This window comes from Pantoea eucrina (assembly GCF_020079945.1).
Lineage (GTDB): Bacteria > Pseudomonadota > Gammaproteobacteria > Enterobacterales > Enterobacteriaceae > Pantoea > Pantoea eucrina.
Genome location: NZ_CP083448.1, coordinates 850,871 through 876,990 on the forward strand (window position 1 = coordinate 850,871; position 26,120 = coordinate 876,990).

Annotated in this window: 29 protein-coding genes, 1 other RNA gene and 1 other annotated feature; of the genes, 16 read left to right on the forward strand and 14 right to left on the reverse strand. The window is 56.8% G+C overall.

The window, feature by feature from the left end; translation table 11 throughout:
• Positions 1 to 32 precede the first annotated feature (32 nt).
• Positions 33 to 896, reverse strand: coding sequence for an acyl-CoA thioesterase II (gene tesB / locus LAC65_RS03900; RefSeq protein WP_039382999.1), 864 nt, complete (start codon positions 894 to 896; stop codon positions 33 to 35).
• A 203-nt stretch (positions 897 to 1,099) separates the two neighbouring features.
• Here tesB and LAC65_RS03905 point away from each other — a divergent pair, with 203 nt between their 5' ends.
• Positions 1,100 to 1,657: a YbaY family lipoprotein gene (locus LAC65_RS03905; RefSeq protein ID WP_224144833.1), complete on the forward strand. Its 558-nt coding sequence runs from the start codon at positions 1,100 to 1,102 to the stop codon at positions 1,655 to 1,657.
• A 36-nt stretch (positions 1,658 to 1,693) separates the two neighbouring features.
• On the opposite strand, the gene LAC65_RS03910 is transcribed toward LAC65_RS03905, so the two are convergent.
• Positions 1,694 to 2,005, reverse strand: coding sequence for an MGMT family protein (locus LAC65_RS03910; protein ID WP_039383001.1), 312 nt, complete (start codon positions 2,003 to 2,005; stop codon positions 1,694 to 1,696).
• Between the two features lie 157 nt (positions 2,006 to 2,162).
• Here LAC65_RS03910 and ffs point away from each other — a divergent pair.
• Positions 2,163 to 2,259: signal recognition particle sRNA small type (ffs, locus tag LAC65_RS03915), an RNA gene on the forward strand.
• 103 nt (positions 2,260 to 2,362) lie between these two features.
• Here the strand turns inward: ffs and LAC65_RS03920 are convergent.
• The 3 genes from LAC65_RS03920 to LAC65_RS03930 all read right to left on the reverse strand — a co-directional run bounded on the left by LAC65_RS03920 (position 2,363) and on the right by LAC65_RS03930 (position 3,482).
• Positions 2,363 to 2,581, reverse strand: coding sequence for an HHA domain-containing protein (locus LAC65_RS03920; protein ID WP_039383002.1), 219 nt, complete (start codon positions 2,579 to 2,581; stop codon positions 2,363 to 2,365).
• Between the two features lie 24 nt (positions 2,582 to 2,605).
• A complete protein-coding gene (gene tomB, locus LAC65_RS03925) occupies positions 2,606 to 2,983 on the reverse strand; it encodes an Hha toxicity modulator TomB (RefSeq protein ID WP_039383003.1) in 378 nt (125 codons plus the stop codon).
• A 145-nt stretch (positions 2,984 to 3,128) separates the two neighbouring features.
• Positions 3,129 to 3,482 (reverse strand): hypothetical protein, encoded by a 354-nt coding sequence (locus tag LAC65_RS03930; protein ID WP_039385744.1) that lies wholly within the window; start codon positions 3,480 to 3,482, stop codon positions 3,129 to 3,131.
• A gap of 317 nt (positions 3,483 to 3,799) precedes the next feature.
• On the opposite strand from LAC65_RS03930, the gene LAC65_RS03935 reads away from it, so the two are divergent.
• Genes LAC65_RS03935 through LAC65_RS03945 form a run of 3 tightly spaced genes read left to right on the forward strand, consistent with a single transcriptional unit; the run spans position 3,800 to position 6,177 of the window.
• Positions 3,800 to 4,441, forward strand: a complete 642-nt coding sequence (locus LAC65_RS03935) for a metal ABC transporter ATP-binding protein (protein ID WP_039383005.1) — start codon at positions 3,800 to 3,802, stop codon at positions 4,439 to 4,441.
• Positions 4,438 to 5,277, forward strand: coding sequence for a metal ABC transporter permease (locus tag LAC65_RS03940; RefSeq protein WP_039383006.1), 840 nt, complete (start codon positions 4,438 to 4,440; stop codon positions 5,275 to 5,277). The genes LAC65_RS03935 and LAC65_RS03940 overlap by 4 nt, the downstream gene beginning before the upstream one ends.
• A gap of 21 nt (positions 5,278 to 5,298) precedes the next feature.
• Positions 5,299 to 6,177 (forward strand): metal ABC transporter substrate-binding protein, encoded by an 879-nt coding sequence (locus LAC65_RS03945; RefSeq protein WP_224144834.1) that lies wholly within the window; start codon positions 5,299 to 5,301, stop codon positions 6,175 to 6,177.
• A gap of 40 nt (positions 6,178 to 6,217) precedes the next feature.
• Here LAC65_RS03945 and ykgO read toward each other — a convergent pair whose 3' ends face one another.
• From ykgO to LAC65_RS03965, 4 genes are all read right to left on the reverse strand, one after another.
• Positions 6,218 to 6,358: a type B 50S ribosomal protein L36 gene (ykgO, locus tag LAC65_RS03950; RefSeq protein WP_071668939.1), complete on the reverse strand. Its 141-nt coding sequence runs from the start codon at positions 6,356 to 6,358 to the stop codon at positions 6,218 to 6,220.
• 12 nt (positions 6,359 to 6,370) lie between these two features.
• Positions 6,371 to 6,628, reverse strand: a complete 258-nt coding sequence (locus LAC65_RS03955; RefSeq protein WP_039383008.1) for a type B 50S ribosomal protein L31 — start codon at positions 6,626 to 6,628, stop codon at positions 6,371 to 6,373.
• 123 nt (positions 6,629 to 6,751) lie between these two features.
• Positions 6,752 to 9,904, reverse strand: a complete 3,153-nt coding sequence (locus tag LAC65_RS03960; RefSeq protein ID WP_039383009.1) for a multidrug efflux RND transporter permease subunit AcrB — start codon at positions 9,902 to 9,904, stop codon at positions 6,752 to 6,754.
• 16 nt (positions 9,905 to 9,920) lie between these two features.
• Positions 9,921 to 11,117, reverse strand: coding sequence for an efflux RND transporter periplasmic adaptor subunit (locus LAC65_RS03965; protein ID WP_039383010.1), 1,197 nt, complete (start codon positions 11,115 to 11,117; stop codon positions 9,921 to 9,923).
• A 143-nt stretch (positions 11,118 to 11,260) separates the two neighbouring features.
• Here LAC65_RS03965 and acrR point away from each other — a divergent pair, with 143 nt between their 5' ends.
• A complete protein-coding gene (gene acrR, locus LAC65_RS03970; protein WP_224144835.1) occupies positions 11,261 to 11,896 on the forward strand; it encodes a multidrug efflux transporter transcriptional repressor AcrR in 636 nt (211 codons plus the stop codon).
• On the opposite strand, the gene rsmS is transcribed toward acrR, so the two are convergent.
• From rsmS to priC, 3 genes are read right to left on the reverse strand one after another with little or no spacing between them, the layout of a single operon-like run.
• Positions 11,893 to 12,048 carry a pleiotropic regulatory protein RsmS gene (rsmS, locus tag LAC65_RS03975; RefSeq protein WP_071882909.1) on the reverse strand — a complete coding sequence of 52 codons (156 nt, stop codon included), beginning with the start codon at positions 12,046 to 12,048 and terminating at the stop codon, positions 11,893 to 11,895. The two genes, acrR and rsmS, sit on opposite strands and share 4 nt — an antisense overlap.
• An 8-nt stretch (positions 12,049 to 12,056) precedes the next feature.
• On the reverse strand, positions 12,057 to 12,302 hold the full coding sequence (locus LAC65_RS03980; RefSeq protein ID WP_039383012.1) for a GlsB/YeaQ/YmgE family stress response membrane protein: 246 nt from the start codon (positions 12,300 to 12,302) through the stop codon (positions 12,057 to 12,059).
• 44 nt (positions 12,303 to 12,346) lie between these two features.
• Entirely contained in the window at positions 12,347 to 12,859 is a 513-nt protein-coding gene (gene priC / locus LAC65_RS03985; RefSeq protein ID WP_039383013.1) for a primosomal replication protein PriC, read from the reverse strand.
• 52 nt (positions 12,860 to 12,911) lie between these two features.
• Here priC and LAC65_RS03990 point away from each other — a divergent pair, with 52 nt between their 5' ends.
• The 6 genes from LAC65_RS03990 to htpG all read left to right on the forward strand — a co-directional run bounded on the left by LAC65_RS03990 (position 12,912) and on the right by htpG (position 19,159).
• A complete protein-coding gene (locus LAC65_RS03990) occupies positions 12,912 to 13,289 on the forward strand; it encodes a DUF454 family protein (protein ID WP_039383014.1) in 378 nt (125 codons plus the stop codon).
• Between the two features lie 153 nt (positions 13,290 to 13,442).
• Positions 13,443 to 13,994: an adenine phosphoribosyltransferase gene (gene apt / locus LAC65_RS03995; RefSeq protein WP_039383017.1), complete on the forward strand. Its 552-nt coding sequence runs from the start codon at positions 13,443 to 13,445 to the stop codon at positions 13,992 to 13,994.
• Positions 13,995 to 14,219: 225 nt separating this feature from the next.
• Entirely contained in the window at positions 14,220 to 16,199 is a 1,980-nt protein-coding gene (gene dnaX, locus LAC65_RS04000) for a DNA polymerase III subunit gamma/tau (RefSeq protein WP_203025511.1), read from the forward strand.
• Positions 15,544 to 15,605, forward strand: a sequence feature (DnaX frameshifting element). It overlaps the preceding gene by 62 nt.
• A gap of 50 nt (positions 16,200 to 16,249) precedes the next feature.
• Entirely contained in the window at positions 16,250 to 16,579 is a 330-nt protein-coding gene (locus tag LAC65_RS04005) for a YbaB/EbfC family nucleoid-associated protein (RefSeq protein WP_031377860.1), read from the forward strand.
• Positions 16,579 to 17,184 (forward strand): recombination mediator RecR, encoded by a 606-nt coding sequence (recR, locus tag LAC65_RS04010; protein ID WP_039383019.1) that lies wholly within the window; start codon positions 16,579 to 16,581, stop codon positions 17,182 to 17,184. Before LAC65_RS04005 ends, recR begins: the two co-directional genes overlap by 1 nt.
• Positions 17,185 to 17,284: 100 nt before the next feature.
• The gene (htpG, locus tag LAC65_RS04015) at positions 17,285 to 19,159 is read left to right on the forward strand and encodes a molecular chaperone HtpG (RefSeq protein ID WP_039383020.1); all 1,875 of its coding nucleotides are present in this window, start codon (positions 17,285 to 17,287) and stop codon (positions 19,157 to 19,159) included.
• 65 nt (positions 19,160 to 19,224) lie between these two features.
• Here the strand turns inward: htpG and LAC65_RS04020 are convergent, their stop codons facing one another.
• Entirely contained in the window at positions 19,225 to 20,094 is an 870-nt protein-coding gene (locus LAC65_RS04020; protein ID WP_039383021.1) for a LysR substrate-binding domain-containing protein, read from the reverse strand.
• A gap of 185 nt (positions 20,095 to 20,279) precedes the next feature.
• Between LAC65_RS04020 and LAC65_RS04025 the strand changes: the two genes are divergently transcribed.
• The 4 genes from LAC65_RS04025 (at position 20,280) to LAC65_RS04040 (ending at position 24,334) form a co-directional block, all read left to right on the forward strand.
• A complete protein-coding gene (locus LAC65_RS04025; RefSeq protein ID WP_039383023.1) occupies positions 20,280 to 21,101 on the forward strand; it encodes a DUF6024 family protein in 822 nt (273 codons plus the stop codon).
• A 151-nt stretch (positions 21,102 to 21,252) separates the two neighbouring features.
• Complete coding sequence (gene adk / locus LAC65_RS04030; RefSeq protein WP_039383025.1) at positions 21,253 to 21,897, forward strand: adenylate kinase; 645 nt, start codon at positions 21,253 to 21,255, stop codon at positions 21,895 to 21,897.
• Positions 21,898 to 22,011: 114 nt separating this feature from the next.
• Positions 22,012 to 22,971: a ferrochelatase gene (gene hemH / locus LAC65_RS04035; protein ID WP_039383026.1), complete on the forward strand. Its 960-nt coding sequence runs from the start codon at positions 22,012 to 22,014 to the stop codon at positions 22,969 to 22,971.
• 61 nt (positions 22,972 to 23,032) lie between these two features.
• Entirely contained in the window at positions 23,033 to 24,334 is a 1,302-nt protein-coding gene (locus LAC65_RS04040; RefSeq protein ID WP_039383027.1) for an inosine/guanosine kinase, read from the forward strand.
• 53 nt (positions 24,335 to 24,387) lie between these two features.
• Here the strand turns inward: LAC65_RS04040 and ybaL are convergent, their stop codons facing one another.
• A complete protein-coding gene (gene ybaL, locus LAC65_RS04045) occupies positions 24,388 to 26,076 on the reverse strand; it encodes a YbaL family putative K(+) efflux transporter (RefSeq protein ID WP_039383029.1) in 1,689 nt (562 codons plus the stop codon).
• Positions 26,077 to 26,120 lie beyond the last annotated feature (44 nt).

The window sequence follows — 26,120 nt, forward strand, 5'->3', positions numbered from 1 at the left end:
GAAGAAAAGGGGCGACCAGGTCGCCCCTTTTTTTATGCGTCGCGCTGACGCATAACACCTTCCTGTACCGTGGTCGCCACCAGCGTACCCTCCTGCGTATAGAACTCGCCGCGTACAAAGCCGCGTGCGCCAGAGGCAGACGTGCTCACCACGCTGTAAAGCAGCCATTCTGAGAGATCGAACGGGCGGTGAAACCACATCGAGTGATCGATCGTGGCCACCTGCATATCCGCTTCCAGGAACCCTTTGCCGTGCGGCTGCAGCGCCACCGGCAAAAAGTTAAGGTCGGAGGCGTAGCCCAGCACATATTGATGGATGCGACGATCGGCAGGCATCTGGCCATTGGCGCGCACCCAGACCTGGCGCACCGGCTCAGCCACGTGGCCCTTAAGCGGGTTGTGGATCTGAACCGGGCGGATATCCAGCGGTCGCTCAGCGAGAAACTTCTCTTTGAGCTTCAGCGGCAGATGCGCGGCGAGTTTTTGCGCCAGATCGCGTTCAGAGGGCAGTTCATCCGGACCCGGTACCGGGGGCATGCTGTTCTGATGCTCAAACCCGGTTTCAGGCGCCTGAAATGAGGCGGTCATATAGAAAATAGGCTGACCATTCTGGACTGCGCTGACGCGGCGCGCGCTGAAGCTTTTACCGTCGCGCAGCGTTTCAACATCGTAAATAATCGCTTTATGGCTGTCGCCGGGACGCAGAAAATAGCTATGAAATGAATGAATAATGCGATCTTCCGGCACCGTCTGTTTAGCAGCATAGAGCGCCTGGCCCACCACCTGACCGCCAAACACCTGACGCAGACCGAGATCTTCACTCTGCCCGCGGAACAGGCCTTCTTCCAGTTTTTCCAGATTTAATAGCGTAAGCAGGTTAGTCAGCGCCTGGCTCATAATCATGTCCTCATCAGCAGATATGGCGCAAGTGTGAAAGATCCGACCAGTTTGCGCAACGGATTTGCGCTGATTTCTGATGACGGGCGACGCGCCAGGCGCAATGCGGATTTCTGTGCCAGAATTAAGAGCAATCGGCGGTTGAAATGCCAGCTAAAAAATTAACCGCCGACAATCATAGTGTTCATAAGGAGACGACATCGATGAAACTTTGGCAGGTTATTAGCGGTATGACACTGGCGGCGGCGATTACAGGGTGTGCTGACCACAGCAAACCGGTTCCGACGCCTACGCTTGGCTCGGCGGTTGCCAGCCAGCAGCCGGCTATCAAGCAGCCTAACGTAAGCGGTTCTGTTTATATCCGCCAGCGCATCGCGCTGCCGCCGGATGCAGTACTGACCGTTACGCTGGCAGATGCGTCGCTGGCGGACGCGCCTTCTAAAGTGCTGGCACAGCGTGCCGTGCGTACCGAAGGCAAACAGTCACCGTTCCAGTTTATTCTGCCCTTTAATCCGGCAGACATTAAGCCAGACGCGCGCATTCTGCTGAGCGCAGCCATCACTATGGATGGCAAACTGGCGTTTGTTACGGACACGGTAAAGCCAGTGATCAATCAGGGCGGCACCAAAGCTGAACTGCTGCTGGTGCCGGTTGCCAATCGCGCAATGCCGACGCAGCCGGGTGCCGCTACCACGGTTCCGTCGACGTCGCCTACTCAGGTAACGCCATCGGCTTCAGTACCGGCGCCGACCAGCCTGTAATCTGCAGCATCAGCAGGCCCGTTGCGGGCCTGCTGATTAAATTTCCCAGCGATAGCGTGCCATATCAATCCCGCCTTCCTCACTGACAACGACGCCTTCAGCCTCCAGCGCATCGCGCTGACGCAGCAGATCGTCACCCTGCAGGGAAATCTGTCCGTAACGGTTAACAACGCGATGCCAGGGCAGCGTGCTTTCCGGCGGCAGGCGACGCAGTACACCGCCGACCTGACGCGCAGCGCGCGGTGAACCGGCGAGTAAGGCGATATCACCGTAGGTGGTTACCTGACCGCGCGGTATTGCGGCCACAATGTGCCACACGCGTGCGGCAAAATTCAGAGAATCATTCATTATCGGGAGTAAGAAACAGAGGGAAACCAGAAGCAGGGTAGCTGACAGAGTACGCCTGTTCAAGAAAACAACGGTTGTCTGGCTCACCCTTGCAATTGCACAGGCGTTCGCTGATAATGCCCCCGCTCTCCGAAAAGAGAGCACTCAATGGAGGCCCTGTTGGTTCTCCCGCAACGCTAACTTGTGAACTCGGTCAGGTCCGGAAGGAAGCAGCCGCAGCAGGCGACGCGTGTGCCGGGATGTAGCTGGCAGGGCCTCCACCCATTTCGGGCCAGCAAATAGCCGCGCCTCTCCAGGATTTTACGGCACTCCCTTGCCTTATTCCGCTTCAGTCACTCAACAGCACTGCACGCTTTATCAGCGAACATATTTCCACACAGAGCCTGGCACTTTATCGTAAAGCTTGTTCATGGTCAGTTCAGCAAGGCGATGATCTGCTGCTGAATAGAATACTGCCAGTTCGCTATCCGGTAATTCATACTTATTTTTTTCGATGACCCGTTCAAGGGTATCAATTGAACGACAACGACGCAGACGCATCAAATAGTCGGTCTTGGTCAGGGTTTGATTGCTCATGAAAAAAATCTTCTCACTCTGATGCTAAAAGGAATGGCTCGGTTGCTGAAGATAAGCACACTCTTCGGCGAAAATATTAAATAAGCGTTTAGCGGATCGCTGCCAGCGCTGAAGATCCTTTGCATTGATACTGTAACTGCTAAAAAGCATAAAGGTATCATCAAGATATTCATCGATTTGAGAAATCAGCGACTCGTCTTCGGTATGCTTAATTTTGTAATTCATTGTGAAAGAGGCGATATGCTCAATAAAATCGTTGAGCTGTAAATTAGCAGAGGAGGCAGGGTCGTTAACCCAGTCGCGATGATTTTCACTCAGGGTAGCCATACTCTCGTCATACAGGTTTTCACATAAGAATTTAAGCTGGGCAATATCATGCCGTTTCGGTGAGTATTCGTCCATCTTTTTCCCTCCATAGCGAGCACAGGAGCCGCAACGCTGCGAGATTTAAAAGAGCTACCAGGGAGCGATCACGAATAAAAATAATTCAGCGACCTATTAAATGTAATCCACAATCATTAGTTTTGCTCACCTCAATTACCAAATATTACAATTCATCAGCAGGGGAGAGGCGCGTATTGTCAATCACATCAAACACCAGCGCACCGGGCTTTATGTGGAACATAACTTCTTCATGTCGGGTAAAGGTTTCGTTCAAATCGAGGCAGGGATTAAATAAATCCCAGGAAAATTCATAAAGCATTTTAAAACTATCTGGATTAATGGTTTTAATAGATAGCACCTGAAAACTTTCAGGAACTAATTGAGCACTTTGCGAATACCAGTCTAACTCTCCGGCCAGCGCTTCAGCTATTTTAAGAATATTCCCCTGGATGACGCTGCGAAGTTTGTCACAGTCATGTTCATCTGCCGCAACGTCCACATTAATAATAGCCTGCATAGCGTATTCCGTAAAAAAAGATCGTACCGCTATCATTGAGTCTTGCTGGTTGTAATGCAAGCAGGCGATTAACGCTACCAGCGATTATTGCGATGGGTGATGCCACTGGCGATCTGCCCGGTGCACGGACGATCAATTTTTGAAACACTTCTCTGCACGCGCGTCACCGCTAAATCCAGTAGCATATTGTTATGTTATAACATAATGGTGGACGCGATGCGCAGCAGCGGTCTGTTACTTTCCGTCGGCAGTCGTCTGATGGTTGTCATGATACTTATTACTCTGCTAATGCTCTGCGTCTTCTGGGGCACCACGGCATGATCCACTTTAATCAGCTCCAGGTTGGCTATCGCGGGCAGGCGATAACCGCGATCCCCGACGGAAAACTGGCTGCCGGCAGTATGACCGCGCTGACCGGCGCAAACGGCAGCGGCAAGTCAACCCTGCTGAAAACGCTGGCTGGCGTAATTGCACCGGTCTCCGGCTCCTGCCCGATCGGCGTGCCCGCCAGCGCTATTGGCTGGCTGCCACAGCGTAGCGAACTGGAGACGCGTTTTCCGCTTACGGTGTATGAACTGGTTGCCACCGGCTGCTGGCCGCGCTGCGGCTGGTTTGGCGGCATTAACCGGGCGCTGCGCAGAGAGATCGACGCCGCGCTGGACGCCGTACAGATGCGGGCGTTTGCTGATGCGCAGCCTGCCACGCTCTCTGGCGGCCAGCTGCAGCGGGTCCTTTTTGCCCGGCTTCTGATGCAGCAGAGCCGGGTCTGGCTGCTGGATGAACCTTTCAGCGCTATCGATGCATCCACCACTACTCTGCTGATGGCGCTGCTCCGGCAGCAGCAGCAGCAGGGCACGACGCTGCTGGTGGTCCTGCACGACAGGCCGCTGGTCAGCCGCTACTTCAGCGCAGAATTGTCGCTGGACCACTCGCCAGAGAGAGTGCAGGTGACGTCATGACGCTGCTGCAGCCTTTTATCGAATTTGGCTTTATGCGTCGCGCGCTGGTGGCCTGTGTTGCGCTGGCGCTGAGCGCCACTCCGCTGGGCGTATTTCTGTCACTGCGCCGGATGAGCCTGATAGGCGATGCGCTATCGCATGCGATCTTGCCGGGTGCAGCGGTTGGCTACCTGCTCTCAGGTCTGTCGCTGGTGGCAATGGGCGCAGGCGGACTGCTGGCGGGGCTGGTGGTGGCGCTGCTCTCCGGTGCCGTCAGTCGTTACACCCCGTTAAAAGAGGATGCCAGCTTTTCCGGATTTTATCTTGGCTCGCTGGCGCTGGGGGTCACGCTGGTTTCGCTGCGCGGCTCCAGTGTGGATCTGCTGCACGTGCTGTTTGGTTCACTGCTGGCAGTCGACACTCGTGCGCTGGTTCTGGTTGCCGCTATCGCCGCGTTCACGCTGCTGACGCTGGCGCTGATTTTCCGCCCGCTGGTCATTGACGCCTTCGATCCCGACTTTTTGCGGGTGCAGAACCGCTGGAGCGCACCGCTGGTACAGGGGCTTTTTCTGCTGCTGGTCGTACTGAACCTGGTTGCTGGCTTTCAGATTCTGGGAACGCTGATGTCCGTCGGGCTGATGATGCTGCCCGCTACCAGCGCCCGCTTCTGGAGCCGTCGGCTCACCCCATTGCTGTTTATCGCTATGCTGCTGGCAATCGCTGCTGCGCTAAGCGGGCTGATGCTCTCCTGGTACTACTCACTGCCTGCCGGACCAGCCGTGGTGCTGAGTGCCGCCGGGCTGTTTCTGCTCTCTGTTCTGACAGGGCCATGCGGCGGCGTGCTGCGTCGTCGTTAATATACTGATAAGGGGATACAAATGAAGTTTATTGCACTGAGCCTGATAACCAGCGCGATGCTGGTCAGCCCGTTTACGCAGGCCGGTACTATCAACACGGTAGCCAGTTTTACCGTGCTGGCCGATATCGTAAAACAGGTTGGCGGCGATCATGTGCGTGTCACCTCGCTGGTCGGGCCGGATGGCGATCCGCATACCTTTGAGCCTTCGCCACAGGATAGCCAGGCGCTGGCGCAGGCCAGCGTGGTGTTTGTCAGCGGTCTCGGTCTGGAAGGGTGGATGGATCGGCTGATAACGGCTTCAGGCTATCGCGGCGATGTGGTGGTGGCATCGAGCAGCATCAGCACGCGTACCATGGAAGAGGGGGGCAGTACCGTTACCGATCCGCACGCCTGGAACAATCTGCAGAACGGTGAAATTTATGCGCGTAACGTAATGCAGGCGTTGATAAAAGCCGATCCGCAGGACGCCGCCGACATCCGGCGCAGCGGCGAGCGCTACATTCAGCAGCTGCAGCAGCTCGACAGCTGGGCTAAATCTGCATTTGACGCCGTGCCGCGCAGCGCGCGCAAAGTGCTGACCAGCCACGACGCCTTTGGCTACTTCGGACAGCGTTATGGCGTTACCTTCCTGGCACCGGTCGGCTTTTCCACGGAAGCAGAAGCCAGCGCCAGCGACGTTGCGCAGATTATTAAGCAGCTCAGGCGTGAGCATATTCACCGCTACTTTATTGAAAATCAGACCGACCCGCGCCTGGTTAAACAGATAGCCAGTGAATCGGGGGCGCAGCCCGGCGGCGAACTCTATCCGGAGGCGCTCTCCGCTGCTGGCGGTCCGGCTGCGACCTATACGGCAGCATTTCGGCATAACGCGGAAGCAATGCTGAAAAGCATGCAATAAAAAAGGCCGGGGAGCATCCCGGCCAAACTCTCACAACGCATTAACGCTTTTTCTTTCTTCCCTGAACCGCTTTGAAACGTGGATTGGATTTGCAAATCACATAAATACGGCCTTTACGTCGTACCACTTTGCAATCCCGGTGGCGGGTTTTAGCCGACCGAAGTGAACTCACGACCTGCATCGTACTGCTCCTTTATTTGGTGCGCGTCAGGAAGCTGCCAAAGCGCTTGTTGAAGCGCGCCGCGCTGCCCTCTTTGGCGAACTCTTTTTGTTTGCCGGTATAATAAACGTGCGATTTGGAGGAGACATCCAGCGTCACGTAGGGCAGAACCTCGCCTTCAAACTCGATGGTGCGTTCAGTTTTAATGGTTGATCCCACTTTAAAATACTCATCAGCGGTAGTGTCATGGAACAGAACCGGACGATAGTGCGGGTGGATATCAGGCTTCATATGACGATTCCTATGTAATGTTATAATATAACAATATTATGCGCCCGTTATGGCGCGATTGCAACCGTCATCAGGCACCATAAAAAAAGGCCGCATCTGCGGCCTTTTTCATTAAGGAGTCAATCAGTGTTTCGCGTGTTCAGCCGGATGGCTGCCTTCAAGGTCCGCTTTATGCTTACTGAAGCGGCGACGCACCACGACGAAGAAGACCGGTACAAAGAAGATTGCCAGCGCGGTAGCGGTGACCATTCCACCCATTACGCCGGTACCTACTGCGTTCTGAGCGCCGGAACCGGCACCGCTGCTGATCGCCAGCGGCAGTACACCGAGGATAAACGCCAGTGAGGTCATCAGAATCGGGCGCAGACGCATACGCACCGCTTCCAGCGTCGCTTCCACCAGGCCTTTGCCCTCTTTATCCATCAAATCTTTCGCAAATTCGACGATCAGAATGGCGTTCTTAGCGGAAAGACCAATCGTGGTCAGCAGTCCGACTACAAAGTAGACGTCGTTACTGAGCCCGCGCAGGGTAGTGAAGATCAGCGCGCCAATCACGCCGAGCGGCACGACCAGCATCACCGAGAACGGAATAGACCAGCTCTCATAGAGTGCCGCCAGGCAGAGGAAGACGACAATCAGCGAGATCGCGTAGAGCGCCGGGGCCTGGTTACCTGACAGACGTTCCTGATAGGACATGCCGGTCCAGTCGTAGCCAATACCGGTTGGCAGTTTCGACGCCAGCTCCTCCATCATATCCATCGCGTCACCCGAGCTCTTGCCCGGCGCAGCCTGACCGAGGATCTCCATGGAAGGCAGACCGTTGTAACGCTCCAGTCGTGGTGAGCCATACTGCCATTTCGCCGAGGAGAAGGCAGAGAAGGGCACCATATTGCCGGCGCTGTTACGCACATACCATTTGCCAATGTCATCCGGCAGCATGCGCGCATCCGCTTTACCCATAACGTATACTTTCTTCACGCGACCGCGATCGATAAAGTCGTTGACGTAGGATCCACCCCAGGCGGCGCCCAGAGTAGTGTTGATATCAGAGAGCGATACCCCCAGCGCCTGCGCTTTTTCCTGATCGATAATCAGTTTGTACTGCGGCGTATCTTCCAGGCCGTTCGGACGTACGCCAACCAGCGTATCTGAATGCTGGGCGATCATGCCAAACAGCTGATTTCGCGCTTCGGTCAGCTTTTCATGGCCCAGGTTGCCCTGATCAATCAGCTGGAAGTCAAAACCGGTGGCGTTACCCAGTTCGATAATGGCCGGCAGGTTGAACGGGAAGACCATGGCATCTTTAATCTGACCCAGTGCGCCCATGGCGCGTCCGGCGATAGCCGGTACTTTCAGATCGGCGCTGCCACGCTCATCCCACGGCTTCAGGCTGACAAACGCGATACCGGTGTTCTGACCACGGCCGGCAAAGCCAAAGCCGTTAACGGTGAACACGGAATTGACGCTATCTTTCTCTTTGGTCAGGAAGTAGTCCGTTACCTGATCCAGCACTTTCTGAGTACGCTCCTGAGTTGCACCGGCTGGCAGCTGCGCCTGCGCCAGTAACAGCCCCTGATCTTCTTCCGGCAGGAAGGAGGTCGGCAGCTTCAGGAACAGCCACGCCATGCCAAGAACAATGACCAGATAGATCACCAGATAGCGGCCGGTACTGCGGATAATATGGCTGACGCTGTCGACATAGTGATTGGTGCTTTTGTCGAACATGCGGTTGAACCAGCCAAAGAAGCCGGTGGTTTTACCATGCTCACCTTTTTTAATCGGTTTGAGCATGGTGGCACAGAGGGCAGGGGTGAGGATCAGCGCGACCAGCACCGACAGCGCCATCGCTGAAACGATGGTGATCGAGAACTGACGGTAGATAACCCCGGTCGAACCGCCAAAGAACGCCATGGGAATAAATACCGCAGAGAGCACCAGCGCAATACCGACCAGCGCGCCCTGAATCTGCTCCATGGAGCGTTTGGTCGCCTCTTTCGGCGGCAGTCCCTCTTCTGCCATAACGCGCTCAACGTTCTCGACGACCACGATGGCGTCATCAACCAGCAGGCCGATGGCGAGCACCATACCAAACATCGTAAGCGTGTTAATGGAGTAGCCAAAACCATTGATGATAGCGAAGGTACCCAGCAGCACCACCGGTACGGCGATGGTGGGGATCAGCGTGGCGCGGAAGTTCTGCAGGAACAGATACATAACCAGGAACACCAGCACAATCGCTTCAAACAGGGTTTTAACCACTTCGAAAATGGAGATTTTTACAAACGGGGTCGTGTCATACGGGTAGACGGTCTTCATGCCTGACGGGAAGAACGGCTCCAGTTTACCCAGCTCTGCTTTAACCGCTTCTGCGGTATCCAGTGCGTTAGCCCCGGTCGCCAGCTTGATACCGATACCGGATGCGGGCTTGCCGTTGTAACGGGCAATAACTTCGTAGTTTTCACCACCCAGTTCAATTTTTGCCACGTCGCGCAGACGCACCTGCGAACCATCCTGGTTCACCTTGAGCATGATGTTGCCAAACTCATCGGTTGAGGTCAGGCGGGTCTGAGCAATAATCGAGGCGTTAAGCTGCTGGCCCGGCACCGGCGGTGTACCGCCCAGCTGACCGGCAGCGACCTGGGTATTCTGCGTCTGCAGCGCGCTGATGACGTCAACCGGCGTCAGCTGATAGTTGTTCAGCTTGTGCGGATCGAGCCAGATACGCATCGCATACTGTGCACCAAACACCTGGGTATCACCTACGCCTGTGGTACGGCTGATAGGATCTTTGATATTAGAGGCGACATAGTCCGCAATGTCGTTCTGCGTCATGCTGCCATCGTCACTGACAAAACCGGCTACCATCAGGAAGCTGCTGGAGGATTTTTTAACCTGAATCCCCTGTTGCTGTACTTCCTGCGGCAGCAGCGGCATCGCCAGCTGCAGCTTGTTCTGCACCTGTACCTGCGCGATATCCGCGTCGGTACCGGACTGGAAGGTCAGCGTCAGCGTCAGCGTACCGGATGAGTCACTGCTCGAGGACATATACATCAGCCCGTCGATGCCGTTCATATTCTGTTCAATAACCTGCGTAACAGAATCCTGCAGCGTTTTTGCATCCGCACCCGGATAAGATGCCTGGATCTCAACCGCCGGTGGCGCAACATTGGGATATTGCTCAATCGGCAGGCTGATGATCGACAGCGCACCCGCCATCATAATGATGATGGCAAGCACCCATGCAAAAATGGGGCGATCGATAAAGAACTTAGCCATGTATCAACGGCTCCTGTTATGACGATGATTTAGCAGACTGAGATTCCTGGGCTGCTTTAGCATCATCTGAGACCTCTTTTGGCGTAACCTGCGCACCCGCTTTCGCGCGCTGAATACCGACGGTAATCACGCGGTCGCCCTCTTTCAGACCATCGGTAACCAGCCATTTGTCACCAAACGCCTGATTTGCAGTGATCTTACGTACTTCTACTTTGTTATCTGCGCCAACAACCATCGCGCTGGCATCACCGGTTGGCGTACGGGTCACGCCGGTTTGCGGCACCAGCAGCGCGGTTGGGTTCACGCCTTCATCCAGACGCGCGCGCACAAACATACCCGGCAGCAGACGGTTATCCGGGTTCGGGAAGATAGCGCGCAGCGTAATCGAACCGGTGGTTTCATCGACGGTGACATCGGAAAATTCCAGTGTTCCCGACTGCTTGTAAGGGCTACCATCCTGCATCAGCAGCGTGACGTTAGCTTTACCATCGGTCTGTTTCAGCTGGCCCGCTTCGAGCTCGGCGCGCAGGCGCAGAAAATCGTCACTGGACTGCGTTACATCGACATACATAGGATCCAGCTGCTGCACGGTCGCGAGCGCGTTAGTCTGACCATTGGAGACCAGGGCACCTTCCGTCACAGAGGATTTGCCGATACGGCCGCTGATAGGCGACGTGACTTTGGTGTAGGCGAGGTTGATACGGGCAGTTTCAACGTTAGCCTGGGCAGCCTGTACGGCAGCCGCAGTCTGAGCCGCAGTGGCCGCTGCGTTGTCATAATCCTGCTGACTGATATATTTGGTGCCGAGCAGTGGCTTATAACGTTTGATGGTGAGCTGCGCTACGCGGGCATTAGCCTGCGCCTGCGCTAAATCCCCTTTAGCACTGTCGTAAGCTGCCTGATAGGTGGCAGGATCGATCTGATAAAGCGACTGGCCCGCTTTAATATCACTGCCTTCAACAAAATTACGCTTCAGAATGATACCCGACACCTGAGGGCGGACTTCTGCTACGCGAAACGCGGAAGTGCGACCGGGCAGTTCAGTCGTGACCTTCAGGGGTTCAGCTTTTAATGTGACCACCCCGACTTCCGGCGGCTGTTGCTGCTGCTGGCCGGCTTGCTGAGATTTATCATCATCACATCCTGTTAACAAAAAGCTGCCTGAAAGCATCACGGCGGCCGCCAGAGGCACTAACCCTCTGTTTTTATTCATAAATAAAACCTCTAGTGTCCGATATCAAATGATCAATGGATCACAAACCGATAAACCCATTGCTGCGTTAAAACACGGGTCATGCTATGGTACATACATTCACAAATGTATGTAAACTTGCCAGTTTGTAAAAACAGCTCCCTATGGCACGAAAAACCAAAGCGCAAGCACTTGAAACGCGTAATCAAATTCTTGATGCCGCATTAGCACACTTTTCTGAACAGGGTGTGGCCGCCACGTCGCTGGCTGATATCGCCGCAGCGGCTGGCGTCACGCGCGGTGCCATTTACTGGCACTTTAAAAATAAAGCCGATCTGTTACAGGAAATCTGGCTGCGCTGCAACGCCGGGCTGGACGATGTGGAACTTGAGTATCAGACAAAATATCCGGACGATCCACTTTCTGTAATGCGTTCGATGCTGATCTATATCCTTGACGCCACGGCAAAGGATGCGCAAAGACGCGCACTTATGGAGATTATCTTCCATAAATGTGAGTTTGTGGGCGAAATGTCAACGCTGGTTGCGATGCAGCAGGGCTTACTGCAGGCGTGTTATGACCGCATTGAAACCGTGCTGCGCAGCTGCATTGAAGCGGGACAGCTGCCCGGTGCGCTGAATACCCGTCAGGCGGCACTGCTGATGCGTGGCTATATCAATGGCATGATGGAGAGCTGGCTGTTTAATCCGCACAGTTTTGACCTGGCCGCGGAAGCGCCGCAGATCGTTGATGCGTTTCTCGATATGCTGCGGCTGAGCCCGACCCTGAGCGGGCGTTAATCTGCATGCGCGGCGGCCAGCTTCTGTTCATAGTCGCGCCGGACGATCGCCAGCGCGGCCAGCGCCGTCGCGGGCGGCACCTGGTTCTCCTCCAGCAGCTGAATCAAATCGACCGCCAGCTTAATCTCATCCGGTGCGCTCTCAAGCGACATACTCTCTCCTAAATTCGTAGTTTTATTGCAACCAGCAGCATCAGCACTGCGCCCGCCAAAGCGGCAGCTACGCCGGCGATATGCAGCGTGCCGATTTCGCCATTCATAAAGTAGGTGGCAATATAGCCGCCAATCAGCGCGCCAATTGCGGCCAGTACCAGCCCGGGGATCATCCCGCCGGGCCTGCCGGGCAGCAGCAGGCGCCTGAGCCAGCCAGCGGCCAGGCCCGTTACTATCCAGATAATCAGCGTCACCGGTTCCTCCTTCTGCCTTATGCGTTGAGTATAGAAGTGCAGCGCTACGGCTGCGCGGCGGGCAGATCGAGCTGATAAAGCGCAGCGCGACAGCGGCTTAATCGCGCCTGCAGCTGCTCCACTTCCCGCATCAGCTGCTGCTGCACGCTCAGCGTTTCTGCCTGCGCAAGATGCGCCTCGCGCTGGCGCAGCATGGCGAGTAGCCGCGTCTCATACCCCTGATACTCAACACGCTTCTGCTGGCGGGTATCCCGCCGCGGCTGCTCCCGCCACGGCCGCAGCTGCTGGCTTTCGCATTCGCGCTGAAGTGCCGCCAGCTGATCCAGCACCCGCTGCGCCAGCCACTGCTGCTGCACGGCGCTGTGCTGTTTTTGCTGCAGATGGTGCAGATTTCGCTCCAGCTCCTGCAGATAGTCGCTCAGGCGGGTGCCTTTAGTATGAAACAGTGCGGCATCAAAGCGCGGCACTCTGCAGACGCCGTCCGGCTGCTGTGCTATGCGCTGGCGCAGCGTTTCAACGATTTTTTGCAGCCGCTCAGGCGCGGAAAGGAGAGGCATCACTTCGGTTCCATGTTAACGTAAGAGCATATTCAGTATTCAGGCATCTGGCATGCAGCGTTTTCTACTGTTGAGCCTTGGCTGGCTGGCGATAGTGCTGGGCACGCTGGGCATTGTATTACCTTTACTCCCGACAACGCCATTTGTGTTGCTGGCCGCCTGGTGTTTTGCCCGTTCATCGCCGCGCTTTCACCACTGGCTGCTGTGGCGCTCGCCTTTTGGCCGCTATCTGCGTCACTGGCAGCGTCATCGTGCCATGCCGCCAGGCGCTAAGGGGCGGGCAATAGTGCTGATTATCATCACCTTTGCGTTCTCGCTCTGGCTGGTAAAGCTGTTCTGGCTGCGTCTGCTGCTGCTGGTGTTATTAGCGATACTGCTGCTCTTTATGTGGCGTATCCCGGTAGTAGCAGAAGAGACAACGCAACATTAACCGCGTCAGGGTTGCATTTAGGCCGCTGTTTGCTTAGATTTGGGCATCTTCGTGCGTGGCTTCCCTCTGTGAAACGACTTCGCTTAACCCGGTCTCCGGGTATTGGCGCTGTTGAAGCTGCGCGTTTTAGATATTTTTCCAGGCGTAACCTTTATGACCGCAACTGCGCAGCAGCTTGAACTGATCAAAAACAGCATCAAAAGTATTCACGACTATCCGAAGCCGGGCATTCTGTTCCGCGACGTGACCAGCCTTATGGAAGATCCGCAGGCCTATGCGGCGGCGATTTCCATTCTGGTTGAGCGTTATCGTGACAAAGGCATCACCAAAGTGGTGGGTACAGAAGCGCGCGGCTTCCTGTTTGGTGCACCCGTAGCGCTGGGGCTGGGCGTAGGCTTTATACCGGTGCGTAAACCGGGCAAGCTGCCGCGTGAAACCTGGCAGGAGCGCTATGAGCTGGAGTACGGTACGGATGCGCTGGAGCTGCACAAAGACGCGATTAAACCCGGCGATATCGTGCTGGTCATCGACGATCTGCTGGCAACCGGCGGCACCATTGAGGCGACGGTAAAACTGATCCGCCGCGCGGGTGGCGAAGTCAACGATGCCGCTTTTGTCATTAATCTGTTCGATCTTAGCGGCGAAGCGCGCCTGACCGCGCTGGGCGTTAACTGCTACAGCCTCGTCAGCTTCCCCGGCCACTAAGGCCTGCTGCGCTCTGCCGTTTTGCGGAGCGCAGTGCTTATCCCATAGGTTACTCTGCCTGCGCCTGCCCGAGACGGGTATAGGCATATTTCGCTGTGGCTGGTAAACTACTGCCCAAATACACAGGGTTTGCGAAGCTGCATTTTTTCCCTTTTTCTGACGGTGGCTGCCGGCTGATTGCCGCGCTGCTGTGCCAACTCAATACAATCCAGTGACCACATCCACATGAGCTATCAGGTACTTGCGCGAAAATGGCGTCCCCAGGCCTTCGCAGACGTAGTGGGTCAGGAACATGTGCTGACTGCGCTCGCCAACGGGTTATCACTGGGACGTATTCATCATGCCTATCTTTTCTCCGGCACCCGCGGCGTAGGGAAAACTTCTATTGCCCGCCTGCTGGCGAAAGGGTTGAACTGCGAAACCGGTATTACCGCTACGCCCTGTGGCAAGTGCGACAACTGCCGGGAAATTGAGCAGGGCCGCTTTGTTGACTTAATCGAGATCGATGCGGCTTCCCGTACCAAAGTGGAAGATACGCGCGATCTGCTGGATAACGTGCAGTACGCGCCAGCGCGCGGTCGCTTCAAGGTCTATCTGATTGATGAAGTACATATGCTGTCGCGCCACAGCTTTAATGCCCTGCTGAAAACGCTGGAAGAGCCGCCGTCCCACGTTAAGTTTTTGCTGGCCACCACCGATCCGCAGAAGCTGCCGATCACTATCCTGTCGCGCTGCCTGCAGTTCCACCTGAAAGCGCTGGACGTTGAACAGATTCAGCAGCAGCTGAGCTATGTGCTGGAGCAGGAGCAGATTGCCGCGGAGCCACGTGCACTGCATCTGCTGGCGCGTGCTGCCGACGGCAGTATGCGTGATGCGCTGAGCCTGACCGATCAGGCGATCGCCAGCGGGCAGGGCAGCGTCACGCGCGATACCGTCGCGCAGATGCTCGGCACGCTGGATGATGAACAGCCGCTGGCGCTGATTGAAGCGCTGGTGGAGGGCAGCGGCGAACGGGTAATGGCGCGCCTGAACCAGGCCGCTTCGCGCGGAGTAGAGTGGGAAGCGCTGCTGGTTGAGATGCTGCGGCTGCTGCATCGCATCGCAATGGTGCAGCTGCTGCCTGGCTCTCTCAATGATGAAGAGTTTAGTGAAGCGCAGCGCCTGCGTGAGCTGGCGCGTACTCTGCCGCCCGCTGACGTGCAGCTCTACTATCAGACGCTGCTGATGGGACGCAAAGATCTGCCGCTGGCGCCCGATCGGCGCCTGGGTGTGGAAATGACGCTGCTGCGCGCGCTGGCTTTCCATCCACAGGCTACACTTGCTGAACCGGTGGCGCGTCCGTCGCTGGCACCGCAGGCGGCACCGCAGGTACCTGCCGCCGCCCCGGCTGAGCAGCCCGCTGCGGCTACACAACCGCAGATGGCACCGGCTACGCAACCGCAGATGGCGCCGCCCGCTGCGCCGGCTCCGGCAGAACCGCAGGCTCCGCCTGCCGGCAATCTGCCGGACACCACCAGTCAGCTGCTGCAGGCGCGTACGCAACTGCTGCGTCAGGGGGCAGGTAAAGTAAAAAAGAGTGAGCCGGCAGCGCGTCCCGCGCGGCCGGCAAATCAGGCGCTGGAGCGTCTGGCTACGGTGACGGAGCGCGTTCAGCAGCGCGCACCCGAAACCGCAAGCGCGCCGGTAAAACCGGAGGCGTACCGCTGGAAAGCACAGCAGCAGAGTGAGGAGAAAGCGGAGCCGGTCGCAACGCCAAAAGCCTTGCGTTCAGCGCTGGAGCATGAGAAAACGCCGGAGCTGGCTGCGCGGCTGGCCGAGGAAGCACAGCTGCGTGATGCATGGACCGCTGAAATTGCCCGGCTGACGCTGCCAAAGCTGGTGCAGCAGGTGGCGCTCAACGCGTGGAAAGAGCAGCATGAACAGAGCGTGACGCTGCATCTGCGCAGCAGCCAGCGACACCTCAATTCTGCGACAGCCCGGCAGGCCATTCAGGCTGCGCTAAGCCAGGCGGCGGGTCAGGAAGTTGAACTGACCATCGTGGAAGATGATAATCCGGCGGTGCTGACGCCGCTGGAGTGGCGACAGGCCATCTATGAAGAGAAGCTGGCGCAGGCGCGCCAGTCGCTCGCAAGTGATACCCACATTCAGATGCTGCAGCAGTTCTTTGATGCCGATCTGGATGAAGAGAGTATCCGACCCGTATGATCACGCTGTCGCGCAGAGGTTGCGCGCAGCCCCAGCAGAGAGAGAAAACTATGTTTGGTAAAGGCGGATTGGGCAACCTGATGAAACAGGCCCAGCAGATGCAGGATAAAATGGCCAAGGTTCAGGAAGAGATCGCCGCGCTGGAAGTTACGGGCGAATCGGGTGCGGGTCTGGTTAAAGTAACCATCAACGGCGCGCACAACTGCCGTCGCGTGGAAGTCGATCCCAGCCTGCTGGAAGATGACAAAGATATGCTGGAAGATTTGATTGCTGCAGCCTTTAACGATGCGGCGCGTCGCATCGATGAGACGCAGAAAGAGAAGATGGCTTCTGTCTCTTCCGGTATGCAGCTGCCGCCTGGCTTCAAGATGCCGTTCTGATGCAGACCAGTCCACTGCTTGAAACCTTAATGGAGTCACTGCGCTGTCTGCCGGGTGTAGGCCCGAAGTCAGCGCAGCGCATGGCGTTTCACCTGTTGCAACGCGATCGCAGCGGTGGCATGCGTCTGGCTCAGGCGCTGACGCGCGCGATGTCGGAAATCGGCCACTGTGCCGATTGCCGCACCTTCACCGAACAGGAGATCTGCACCATCTGCGCTAACGCCCGTCGGCAGCAGAACGGGCAGATTTGCGTGGTGGAAAGCCCGGCAGATATTCACGCCATTGAGCAGACCGGCCAGTTTGGCGGACGCTACTTTGTGCTGATGGGACATCTGTCGCCGCTGGATGGGATTGGTCCGCAGGATATCGGGCTCGATCGCCTGGAGCAGCGTCTGGAACATGAGACGCTGCAGGAGGTGATCCTGGCGACCAACCCCACGGTAGAGGGTGAAGCGACCGCCAACTATATCGCTGAGCTGTGCGGTCAGTATGGCGTTGACGCCAGCCGTATTGCACACGGTGTGCCGGTAGGTGGTGAGCTGGAGATGGTTGATGGCACCACGCTGTCGCACTCTCTTGCCGGGCGTCATAAGATTAAATTCTAAGCACTCGCCGGTTTCATTCACTGAAACCGGCTTGAAAATTTTCCCGCCATCCCCATCTCTTCCTCAACGTTCGATCAACCCCGATTCTGTTGAGGTAGCAATGACCATGAAAGGACAAGAGACGCGTGGCTTCCAGTCAGAGGTAAAACAACTTCTGCACCTGATGATCCATTCCCTCTATTCAAACAAAGAGATTTTCCTGCGTGAACTGATCTCCAACGCCTCTGATGCCGCTGATAAGCTGCGCTTCCGCGCGCTTTCCACTCCGGATCTCTATGAAGGCGACGGCGAGCTGCGCGTGCGTATCTCGGTCGACAAGGAGAAACGGACGCTGACGCTGAGCGACAACGGTATCGGTATGCGTCGCGATGAGGTAATTGAAAACCTCGGTACTATCGCTAAATCAGGCACCAAAGCGTTCCTGGAGTCTATGGGCTCTGACCAGGCGAAAGACAGCCAGCTGATTGGCCAGTTTGGTGTGGGTTTCTACTCCGCCTTTATCGTTGCTGACAAAGTGACCGTGCGCACCCGCGCTGCCGGCGCACAGGCCAGCGAGGGCGTGTTCTGGGAGTCAGAAGGCGAGGGCGAATATACCCTGGCAGAAATCGAAAAAGCCGATCGCGGTACCGAGATCACGCTGCATTTCCGCGCAGGGGAAGATGATTTCCTTGACGCCTGGCGCGTGCGTAACGTCATCAGCAAATATTCCGATCACATCGCACTGCCGGTAGAGATCGAAACCAAAGATGAAGAGAACGACACCGTAACCTGGGAGAAGGTCAACAAAGCCCAGGCGCTGTGGACGCGTAATAAAGCGGAGATCAGCGACGACGAGTACAACGAGTTCTACAAGCACATTGCACATGACTTCAGCGATCCGGCTATCTGGAGCCATAATCGCGTGGAAGGCAAGCAGGAGTACACCAGCCTGCTCTACATCCCGCAGCGTGCTCCGTTCGATATGTGGAACCGCGACAGCAAGCATGGCCTCAAGCTTTATGTACAGCGCGTGTTTATTATGGATGACGCTGAGCAATTCATGCCGAACTACCTGCGCTTTGTGCGCGGTCTGATTGACTCTAACGATCTGCCGCTTAACGTCTCACGTGAAATTCTGCAGGACAGCCGTGTCACCCAGAGCCTGCGCGCCGCGCTGACTAAGCGCAGCCTGCAGATGCTGGAAAAACTGGCAAAAGATGATGCAGAGAAGTATCAGCAGTTCTGGAAAGAGTTTGGTCTGGTACTGAAAGAGGGACCGGCAGAAGATAACGCCAATCAGCAGGCGATTGCTAAACTGCTGCGTTTTGCCACCACGCAGAGCGAAGGCAGCGAGCAGAGCGTATCGCTGGATGACTACCTGAGCCGCATGGTTGAAGGTCAGGAGAAGATCTACTACATCACGGCGGACAGCTATGCCGCGGCGAAAAGCAGCCCGCATCTGGAGCTGTTCCGCAAAAAAGGCATTGAGGTACTGCTGCTCTCCGATCGTATCGATGAGTGGATGATGAGTTATCTCACCGAGTTCGAAGGTAAAACGTTCCAGTCAGTAAGCAAAGCTGATGAGTCGCTGAGCAAGCTGGCGGATGAAGAGACCGAAGAGCAGAAAGAAGCGGAAAAAGCGCTGGAGCCGTTTGTTGAGCGCGTGAAAACGCTGCTGGGCGAGCGCGTTAAAGAGGTGCGACTGACGCATCGTCTGACCGATACGCCTGCTATCGTCACCACTGATGCTAACGAAATGACCACCCAGATGGCGAAGCTGTTTGCCGCCGCCGGTCAGGATGTTCCGGAAGTGAAATATATCTTTGAGATCAATCCGGAGCATGGCCTGGTGAAACGCGTAGCGGATACCCAGGATGAGGCGCGCTTTGCCGAATGGGTTGAACTGCTGCTGGATCAGGCGCTGCTGGCTGAGCGCGGTACGCTGGACGATCCTAACCAGTTTATCCGCCGCATGAACCAGCTGCTGACGGCGTAACGCCGCACAGCGCGAAGCGAATAAAACAGCTAAGGGCGCCATTAATGGCGCCCTTTTTTATGGCGTCAGCACTGCGCCTGCTCTCTGAGCCATGCGCGAAACAGACGGATCTCTGCATTCTGCTCGCGCGAGCGTTTGGCCATCATCCAGGTCGCGCGATCGATGCGCACAAAGCCCAGCGGCGCAATCAGCGCGCCCGCTTCCAGCTCCTGCTGCACCAGCAGTCGCGGGGCCATAATGATCCCCAGACCGCTTCTGGCGGCCTGAATAGCCAGCATCAGATTATCAAAGTGTTTGCCACGCCAGAAATCACCGCGTGCGCCGCTGTTTTTTGCCCACTCAGCCCAGGCGTGCAGCCGGGTATCCGCATGCAGCAGCGGCAGCGTTTGCAGATCGCGCGCGCTCTGCAGGCGTTCGGCGTAGTGGGGCGCACAGAGCGGCCCAATCGCGTCATCGCTGATAAGCGTGGCTTCAATATCATCATCGGGCTGCTGCTCATAACTCAGGATCAGCACATCGGTGTGTTCACTGCGCAGCTGATCGATCTCAACCAGTGACTGAAACTGCACGTCGATATCCGGGTAGCGCTGATAGAAACTGCTGATACGCGGGATCAGCCACTGAGAGAGAAAGCTGGGCGCACAGGAAACAGAGAGGTGATGCCGCATACCGGTACGTATGCTTTCGCAGCTGGTGGCGAGTTCGCTGAACGCTTTCTGACAGCTGACCAGCAGGCGTTCGCCATGCGAGGTGAGTTTGACGCGTCCGTTAGTGCGTACAAACAGCGGTTTGCCCATCCAGCTCTCCAGCTGGCGCACCTGATGGCTGACGGCGCTGTGGGTGACATGCAGGGTTTCCGCTGCCGTACTGAAACTGCTGTGCAGCGCTGCCTGATGAAAATAGCGCAGCGCCCGTAGTGACGGAAGCGCGGTCATACTCGTCCCTTGTGTAAAAACCTAACAGGGATTGTCAGTTTATATCATTTTAATGTCCAGCCGCATTGCCCTAACCTTTGCTCCAGATTCTGGCAGGTTGACGGGACGGGCTGGCTATGTATCAGCCACGCGTTTTATCTGCCGAAAAGCACCACTTCGCAGCTAATACAGGGAAACGTTACGCGATGGCCTCACAATACGCCTCTGCCAGGGCGGCGATATGCGACCGGCTGCGCAGCCAGCTATCCCGCTACTACCGGCTGGAAAATTACGATCTCTTCTTTGCGCCCACGCTGCATATTGCTCGGGTGGTGCTTTCTCAGCTTTTTTTGCGCCAGGAGCAGGCGCGTAATCAGACACGCTACGCCTCGCACCATCCGGTCAGCGAGCTGAGCGTACTGCCCGCCGTCCCGATGATGGCGGGAAATATCGCCCTGATAGAGCATGTGGATGTGGCGGAAGGGCGGGTGCGCTCGCTCGACGCCTGCCAGAGTCAGGGCGTGACCGACGCTTCCGGGTCATTTGCCAGCGCACTGCACAAGACGCTGATTGCCGGCTCCCATCTGTTTGTCGCACATCTGAACCACCATGCAGCGTTGAGCGACGATCTGGTACTGATTGCGCTGCGCACGACAAAATTCAGCACGCTGGTGCGCAGCGAACTGCGGCTGATAGAGCAGGGGCTGGCGCTGGGAAGCGCGCCGCAGCAGGCGCTGACGATGATGGAGAGCGCTGAGTGGAAGCCGTTTAATATCGCCATGGTTGACCGGTTTGCGCTCGAAACGCCGCTACCGCTCGCCTCACTGCAGCAGCCCGGTTTGCCGTTTGCCCTGATTGATCTGCCGCCGGCGCTGCATAATGTTACCCTGCCGCCGGAGATCTGGCGGCTGCCCGGGCGTTTGCTGATCCCGGCCAGCCTGCGCGGCAGCGGCAGCAAACATACAAACGTCACCGCGACGCTGAAAAAGCAGCTGAAAGCGTTGTTGCTGCGCAGCCTGAATTCCTAAAATCAATCCCTCAGCTGGCGCTTCATCCCAAAGCAGGTCACAGTAGGCGGGCCAGTGATAGCGTGCCCGTTGCCTTGTGGCTGGCGGGTCATAATGGTATGTTCTTGGCCTTCATAGATTGATCAATGCGATTCGCAAGGGGAATTACGCAATGCGTATTATTCTGCTCGGGGCACCGGGCGCAGGTAAAGGCACTCAGGCTCAGTATATTATGGAGAACTACGGTATTCCGCAGATCTCTACCGGTGACATGCTGCGCGCCGCAGTAAAAGCAGGCACCGAACTGGGCCAGCAGGCGAAAGCCATCATGGATGCCGGTAAACTGGTGACTGATGAACTGGTGATTGCGCTGGTTAAAGAGCGTATCGCGCAGGAAGACTGCAAAAACGGCTTCCTGCTCGATGGCTTCCCACGCACCATCCCGCAGGCTGACGCCATGAAAGAAGCGGGCATCAAAGTCGATTACGTGCTGGAATTTGCCGTGCCGGACGAGCTGATCGTCGATCGCATTGTGGGCCGTCGCGTGCATGCGCCTTCTGGCCGCGTATACCACATCAAAAACAAGCCACCAAAAGTGGAAGGTAAAGATGATGTGACCGGTGAAGAGCTGACCACGCGCAAAGACGATCAGGAAGAGACCGTGCGTAAGCGTCTGGTTGAGTATCATGAGCTGACAGCGCCCCTGATTGCTTACTACAGCAAAGAAGCGGAAGCGGGTAACACCGCCTATCACAAAATTGACGGCACCCGCCCGGTGGCTGACGTCAGTGAAGAACTGCGCCGTATCCTCGGCTAAGTACCAAAAGGGCCGGATGCCTGGCCCTTTTACAGCAATTGCTTTTCCCGCCCGTGATTTCCGCTACAATTTCCCCCGATTCACCACTCTTCGTTGCGATATCAAGGAAACAGAATGAGGCAAGATAAGCCCGGTGTTCTGCTGGTTAACTTAGGCACACCTGAAGCACCTACCACCCCGGCGGTGAAACGCTATCTGAAGCAGTTCCTCGGCGATCCGCGCGTGGTTGATACGCCGCGCTGGCTATGGTGGCCCATCCTTAATTTTATTATTCTGCCGTTTCGTTCGCCGCGCGTGTCGAAACTCTACGCCTCCGTCTGGATGGAAGAGGGATCGCCGCTGATGGTATTCAGCAAGCGGCAGCGTGCCGCGCTGGCGCAGCGCGTGGACATGCCGGTCGAGCTGGGCATGAGCTATGGTCAGCCGAGCCTGGACGGAGCGGTACATCGCCTGCTGGATCAGGGCGTCACGCACCTGATTGTGCTGCCGCTCTATCCGCAGTTCTCCTGCTCTACCGTTGCCGCCGTGTGGGATGGCCTGGCCAGCAGCTTTAAACCGCTGCGCTCGCTGCCGCAGGTCTCCTTTATTCGCGACTATGCTGAGCATCCGGCTTACATTGCCGCGCTGAAAGCCTCCGTTGAGCGCTCATTTGCCCGCCACGGCGAGCCGGATCTGCTGGTGCTCTCTTACCACGGCATTCCGCAGCGTTTCGCCAATGAAGGCGATGATTATCCGCAGCGCTGTAAAGATACCACCGCCGCACTGGCGGCGGCGCTGAATATCGCCCCTGAAAAAATCATGATGACCTTCCAGTCGCGCTTTGGGCGTGAGCCGTGGCTGATGCCCTACACCGATGAGACCATGAAAAGTCTGCCGGCCAAAGGCATTAAGCATGTGCAGGTCATGAGCCCCGGCTTTGCGGCGGACTGTCTGGAAACGCTGGAGGAGATCAGCGGTGAAAACTGCGAAATTTTCCTGCATGCAGGCGGCGAAAAATTTGAATATATTCCCGCGCTTAACGCCGATGACGAGCACATTGAGATGATGGTACAGCTGGTCAACGCGCGCCGCTAAGCGCATCAGGCAGAGAGTATGATATGCTTCTCTGCCTGATTTTCCCTGATGACTGCTTTTCATGAAATTTCCCGGCAAACGTAAATCCAAACACTATTTTCCCGTCAACGCGCGCGATCCGCTGCTGCAGGCTATTCAGCAGGAGCAGGAGGAGGGCAGCTGGGTGGTGGGTATCGACCAGACGCTGGTGGATATCGAAGCCAAAGTTGATGACGCGTTCCTGCAGCGCTACGGCCTGAGTGCCGGGCATTCGCTGGTGATTGACGACGCGACGGCGGAAGCGCTCTATAACGAGTTGATGCGCGAGCAGCTGATCAGCCACCAGTTTGCCGGCGGCACCATTGGCAACACGTTGCACAACTACTCGGTGCTGGCTGACGATCGTTCCGTGCTGCTGGGCGTCATGTGCAATAACATCCAGATTGGCGGCTACGCCTATCGCTATCTCTGCAACACCTCCAGCCGTATGGATCTGAACTTCCTGCAGGGCGTGGACGGCGCGATTGGCCGCTGCTTTACCCTGATTGGCGAGCACGGTGAACGGACCTTCGCGATCAGTCCGGGGCTGATGAACCGGCTGCAGGCGGAGAGTATCCCGGAAGAGGTGATTGCCGGGGCGTCAGCGCTGGTGCTGACCTCCTATCTGGTACGCTGCCAGCCTGGTGAACCGATGCCGGACGCCACGCTGCGCGCCATTGCGTATGCGAAAAAGCATAATGTGCCGGTGGTGTTAACGCTGGGTACAAAATATGTCATTCAGGATAACCCGCAGTTCTGGCGTGATTTCCTGCGCGATCACGTCTCTATTGTCGCGATGAACGAAGAAGAAGCGTTTGCGCTGACCGGTGAACAGGATCCGCTGCTGGCAGCTGATATGGCGCTGGAGTGGGTCGATCTGGTGCTCTGCACCGCCGGTCCGACCGGGCTCTACATGGCGGGCTTCACTGAAGATGAATTTAAGCGCAAAACGAATCACCCGCTGCTGCCGGGCGCGATTGCGGAATTCAACCAGTATGAGTTCAGCCGGGCGATGCGCCAGCAGGATTGTCAGCAGCCGCTGCGCATCTTCTCGCATATCGCGCCTTACATGGGCGGACCGGAAAAGATCATGAATACCAACGGGGCAGGGGACGGGGCGCTGGCAGCGCTGCTGCACGATATCACGGCGAACAACTTCCATCGCCTCAAAGTCCCCAACTCCAGCAAACATGCACGTGAATATCTGACCTACTCCTCGCTGGCGCAGGTGTGCAAATATGCTAACCGCGTGAGTTATCAGGTGCTGAACCAGCATTCACCGCGCCTGACGCGCGGCCTGCCGGAGCGGGAAGATAGCCTGGAAGAGTCTTACTGGGACAGATAAGCGCGCAGTAAAAAGGGGCGCATCAGTGCGCCCCTGCAGTCAGCGATCCCCGATCAAATCGGGCATTCGCGGGAGATCGGCTCAACGGCGATCTCCTTTTTCAGCACATTGAGCATGCTGCTGGCAATTTCACGCTCGCCCATCACGACCTGATTAGCGCCGCGATCCATAATATAGGCGACTTCGTCGTCATAGTGCGCACGGGCGATAATCTCAATATCCTTGCGCTTCTCACGTGCGGCCACCACCACTTCACCCGCTTCATAGCCATTCGGAATGGTCAGCAGCAGCCAGCGGGCGCAGTCAAGCCGTGCCAGCTCCATGGTCTCTGCGCGTGCTGCATTGCCCAGCACCGCTCTGATACCCTGTTCACGCAGCGCTTCAACGCGCGGGCGGGAGTTTTCCACCACCACCAGCGGGATATCTGCTTCCAGCAGCTGCTGCCCCAGCAGGCTGCCGACGCGTCCATAACCCACAATCACCGCGTGATTACAGATATCTACCGGGATCTGTTTCTCTTCCGCCATCGCCTCTTCCAGCGTCTGCTCCTCAGCGGTTTCAGTTTTATCCAGATAGCGCTCCAGCAGCGAGAAGAGGATAGGATTCAGCATAATGGAGAGAATAGCCGCCGCCAGCACCAGGTTGCGCCCCTCTTCGCTGAGCAGATCGAGTGAAATGCCGAGGCCGGCGAGAATAAAGGCAAACTCACCAATCTGCGCCAGACTGACCGAAATGGTCAGGGCGGTACGGCGTGAGTGCCCCAGCAGAGTGACCAGCGCCCAGGCGGCGATTGATTTACCCAGCACCACGATGGCGAGCGCGCCCAGTACCGCCAGCGGCTGTTCAATCAGGATCATCGGGTTAAACAGCATGCCGACCGATACAAAGAACAGTACGGCAAAGGCGTCGCGCAGTGGGAGCGTGTCGCGCGCCGCGCGGTGGCTCAGCTCAGATTCGTTCAGCACCATGCCGGCGAAGAAGGCGCCAAGGGCAAAGGAGACATCAAAGAACTCTACGGCACCAAAGGCGATACCGAGCGCCAGCGCCAGCACCGATAGAGTAAAGAGTTCACGCGAGCCGGTAGCCGCGCTTTTTGCCAGGATCCACGGGATAACGCGGCGGCCTACCACCATCATCAGCACCATAAAGGCGGCCACTTTACCGATGGTCAGCAGCAGATCCCATGCCAGCAGGGTCGGACTGGCGTTACCCTGTTCCAGCATGCCGGCGATGGCAGGCAGCAGCACCAGCGTCAGCACCATCACCAGGTCTTCCACAATCAGCCAGCCGATCGCAATCTGGCCGCGCTGGCTGTCAATCAGCTGTCGCTCCTCCAGCGCCCGCAGCAGCACTACGGTACTGGCCGTAGAGAGGCACAGGCCAAACACCAGGCCAGTCATCCATGACCAGCCCATGGTCCAGGAGAGCCCCATTCCCAGCAGCGTCGCCACCGCGATTTGCGCCACGGCGCCGGGAATGGCGATCGACTTTACCGCCATCAGATCTTTCAGTGAGAAGTGCAGTCCGACGCCAAACATCAGCAGAATGACGCCCAGCTCTGCCAGTTCAGGTGCCAGATTCGTATCCGCAACAAAGCCTGGCGTAAAAGGGCCCGCAACCACGCCGGCAACCAGATAGCCCACCAGCGGAGAGATGCGCAGGCGATTGGCCAGCATGCCAAGGAGAAACGCGAGGACCAGGCCCCCGACAATAGTGGTGATCAACGGTGTGGTGTGATGCATGCCTGTCTCCTTGTGTGCAAATGTGTCCGCTTGTAACAATCAAG

Bases quoted from the DNA above. Each gene is read 5' to 3' on its own strand.
- LAC65_RS04040 (WP_039383027.1), top strand. From the start codon at position 23,033: ATGAAATTTCCCGGCAAACGTAAATCCAAACACTATTTTCCCGTCAAC.
- htpG (WP_039383020.1), top strand. From the start codon at position 17,285: ATGACCATGAAAGGACAAGAGACGCGTGGCTTCCAGTCAGAGGTAAAA.
- LAC65_RS03955 (WP_039383008.1), bottom strand. From the start codon at position 6,628: ATGAAGCCTGATATCCACCCGCACTATCGTCCGGTTCTGTTCCATGAC.
- hemH (WP_039383026.1), top strand. From the start codon at position 22,012: ATGAGGCAAGATAAGCCCGGTGTTCTGCTGGTTAACTTAGGCACACCT.
- LAC65_RS03940 (WP_039383006.1), top strand. From the start codon at position 4,438: ATGACGCTGCTGCAGCCTTTTATCGAATTTGGCTTTATGCGTCGCGCG.
- ybaL (WP_039383029.1), bottom strand. From the start codon at position 26,076: ATGCATCACACCACACCGTTGATCACCACTATTGTCGGGGGCCTGGTC.
- LAC65_RS03935 (WP_039383005.1), top strand. From the start codon at position 3,800: ATGATCCACTTTAATCAGCTCCAGGTTGGCTATCGCGGGCAGGCGATA.
- tesB (WP_039382999.1), bottom strand. From the start codon at position 896: ATGAGCCAGGCGCTGACTAACCTGCTTACGCTATTAAATCTGGAAAAA.
- adk (WP_039383025.1), top strand. From the start codon at position 21,253: ATGCGTATTATTCTGCTCGGGGCACCGGGCGCAGGTAAAGGCACTCAG.
- acrR (WP_224144835.1), top strand. From the start codon at position 11,261: ATGGCACGAAAAACCAAAGCGCAAGCACTTGAAACGCGTAATCAAATT.
- LAC65_RS03910 (WP_039383001.1), bottom strand. From the start codon at position 2,005: ATGAATGATTCTCTGAATTTTGCCGCACGCGTGTGGCACATTGTGGCC.
- LAC65_RS04025 (WP_039383023.1), top strand. From the start codon at position 20,280: ATGGCCTCACAATACGCCTCTGCCAGGGCGGCGATATGCGACCGGCTG.
- tomB (WP_039383003.1), bottom strand. From the start codon at position 2,983: ATGGACGAATACTCACCGAAACGGCATGATATTGCCCAGCTTAAATTC.
- apt (WP_039383017.1), top strand. From the start codon at position 13,443: ATGACCGCAACTGCGCAGCAGCTTGAACTGATCAAAAACAGCATCAAA.
- LAC65_RS03920 (WP_039383002.1), bottom strand. From the start codon at position 2,581: ATGAGCAATCAAACCCTGACCAAGACCGACTATTTGATGCGTCTGCGT.
- LAC65_RS03990 (WP_039383014.1), top strand. From the start codon at position 12,912: ATGCAGCGTTTTCTACTGTTGAGCCTTGGCTGGCTGGCGATAGTGCTG.
- LAC65_RS04005 (WP_031377860.1), top strand. From the start codon at position 16,250: ATGTTTGGTAAAGGCGGATTGGGCAACCTGATGAAACAGGCCCAGCAG.
- LAC65_RS03965 (WP_039383010.1), bottom strand. From the start codon at position 11,117: ATGAATAAAAACAGAGGGTTAGTGCCTCTGGCGGCCGCCGTGATGCTT.
- rsmS (WP_071882909.1), bottom strand. From the start codon at position 12,048: ATGTCGCTTGAGAGCGCACCGGATGAGATTAAGCTGGCGGTCGATTTG.
- dnaX (WP_203025511.1), top strand. From the start codon at position 14,220: ATGAGCTATCAGGTACTTGCGCGAAAATGGCGTCCCCAGGCCTTCGCA.
- recR (WP_039383019.1), top strand. From the start codon at position 16,579: ATGCAGACCAGTCCACTGCTTGAAACCTTAATGGAGTCACTGCGCTGT.
- LAC65_RS03905 (WP_224144833.1), top strand. From the start codon at position 1,100: ATGAAACTTTGGCAGGTTATTAGCGGTATGACACTGGCGGCGGCGATT.
- LAC65_RS03960 (WP_039383009.1), bottom strand. From the start codon at position 9,904: ATGGCTAAGTTCTTTATCGATCGCCCCATTTTTGCATGGGTGCTTGCC.
- priC (WP_039383013.1), bottom strand. From the start codon at position 12,859: ATGCCTCTCCTTTCCGCGCCTGAGCGGCTGCAAAAAATCGTTGAAACG.
- LAC65_RS03930 (WP_039385744.1), bottom strand. From the start codon at position 3,482: ATGCAGGCTATTATTAATGTGGACGTTGCGGCAGATGAACATGACTGT.
- ykgO (WP_071668939.1), bottom strand. From the start codon at position 6,358: ATGCAGGTCGTGAGTTCACTTCGGTCGGCTAAAACCCGCCACCGGGAT.
- LAC65_RS04020 (WP_039383021.1), bottom strand. From the start codon at position 20,094: ATGACCGCGCTTCCGTCACTACGGGCGCTGCGCTATTTTCATCAGGCA.
- LAC65_RS03945 (WP_224144834.1), top strand. From the start codon at position 5,299: ATGAAGTTTATTGCACTGAGCCTGATAACCAGCGCGATGCTGGTCAGC.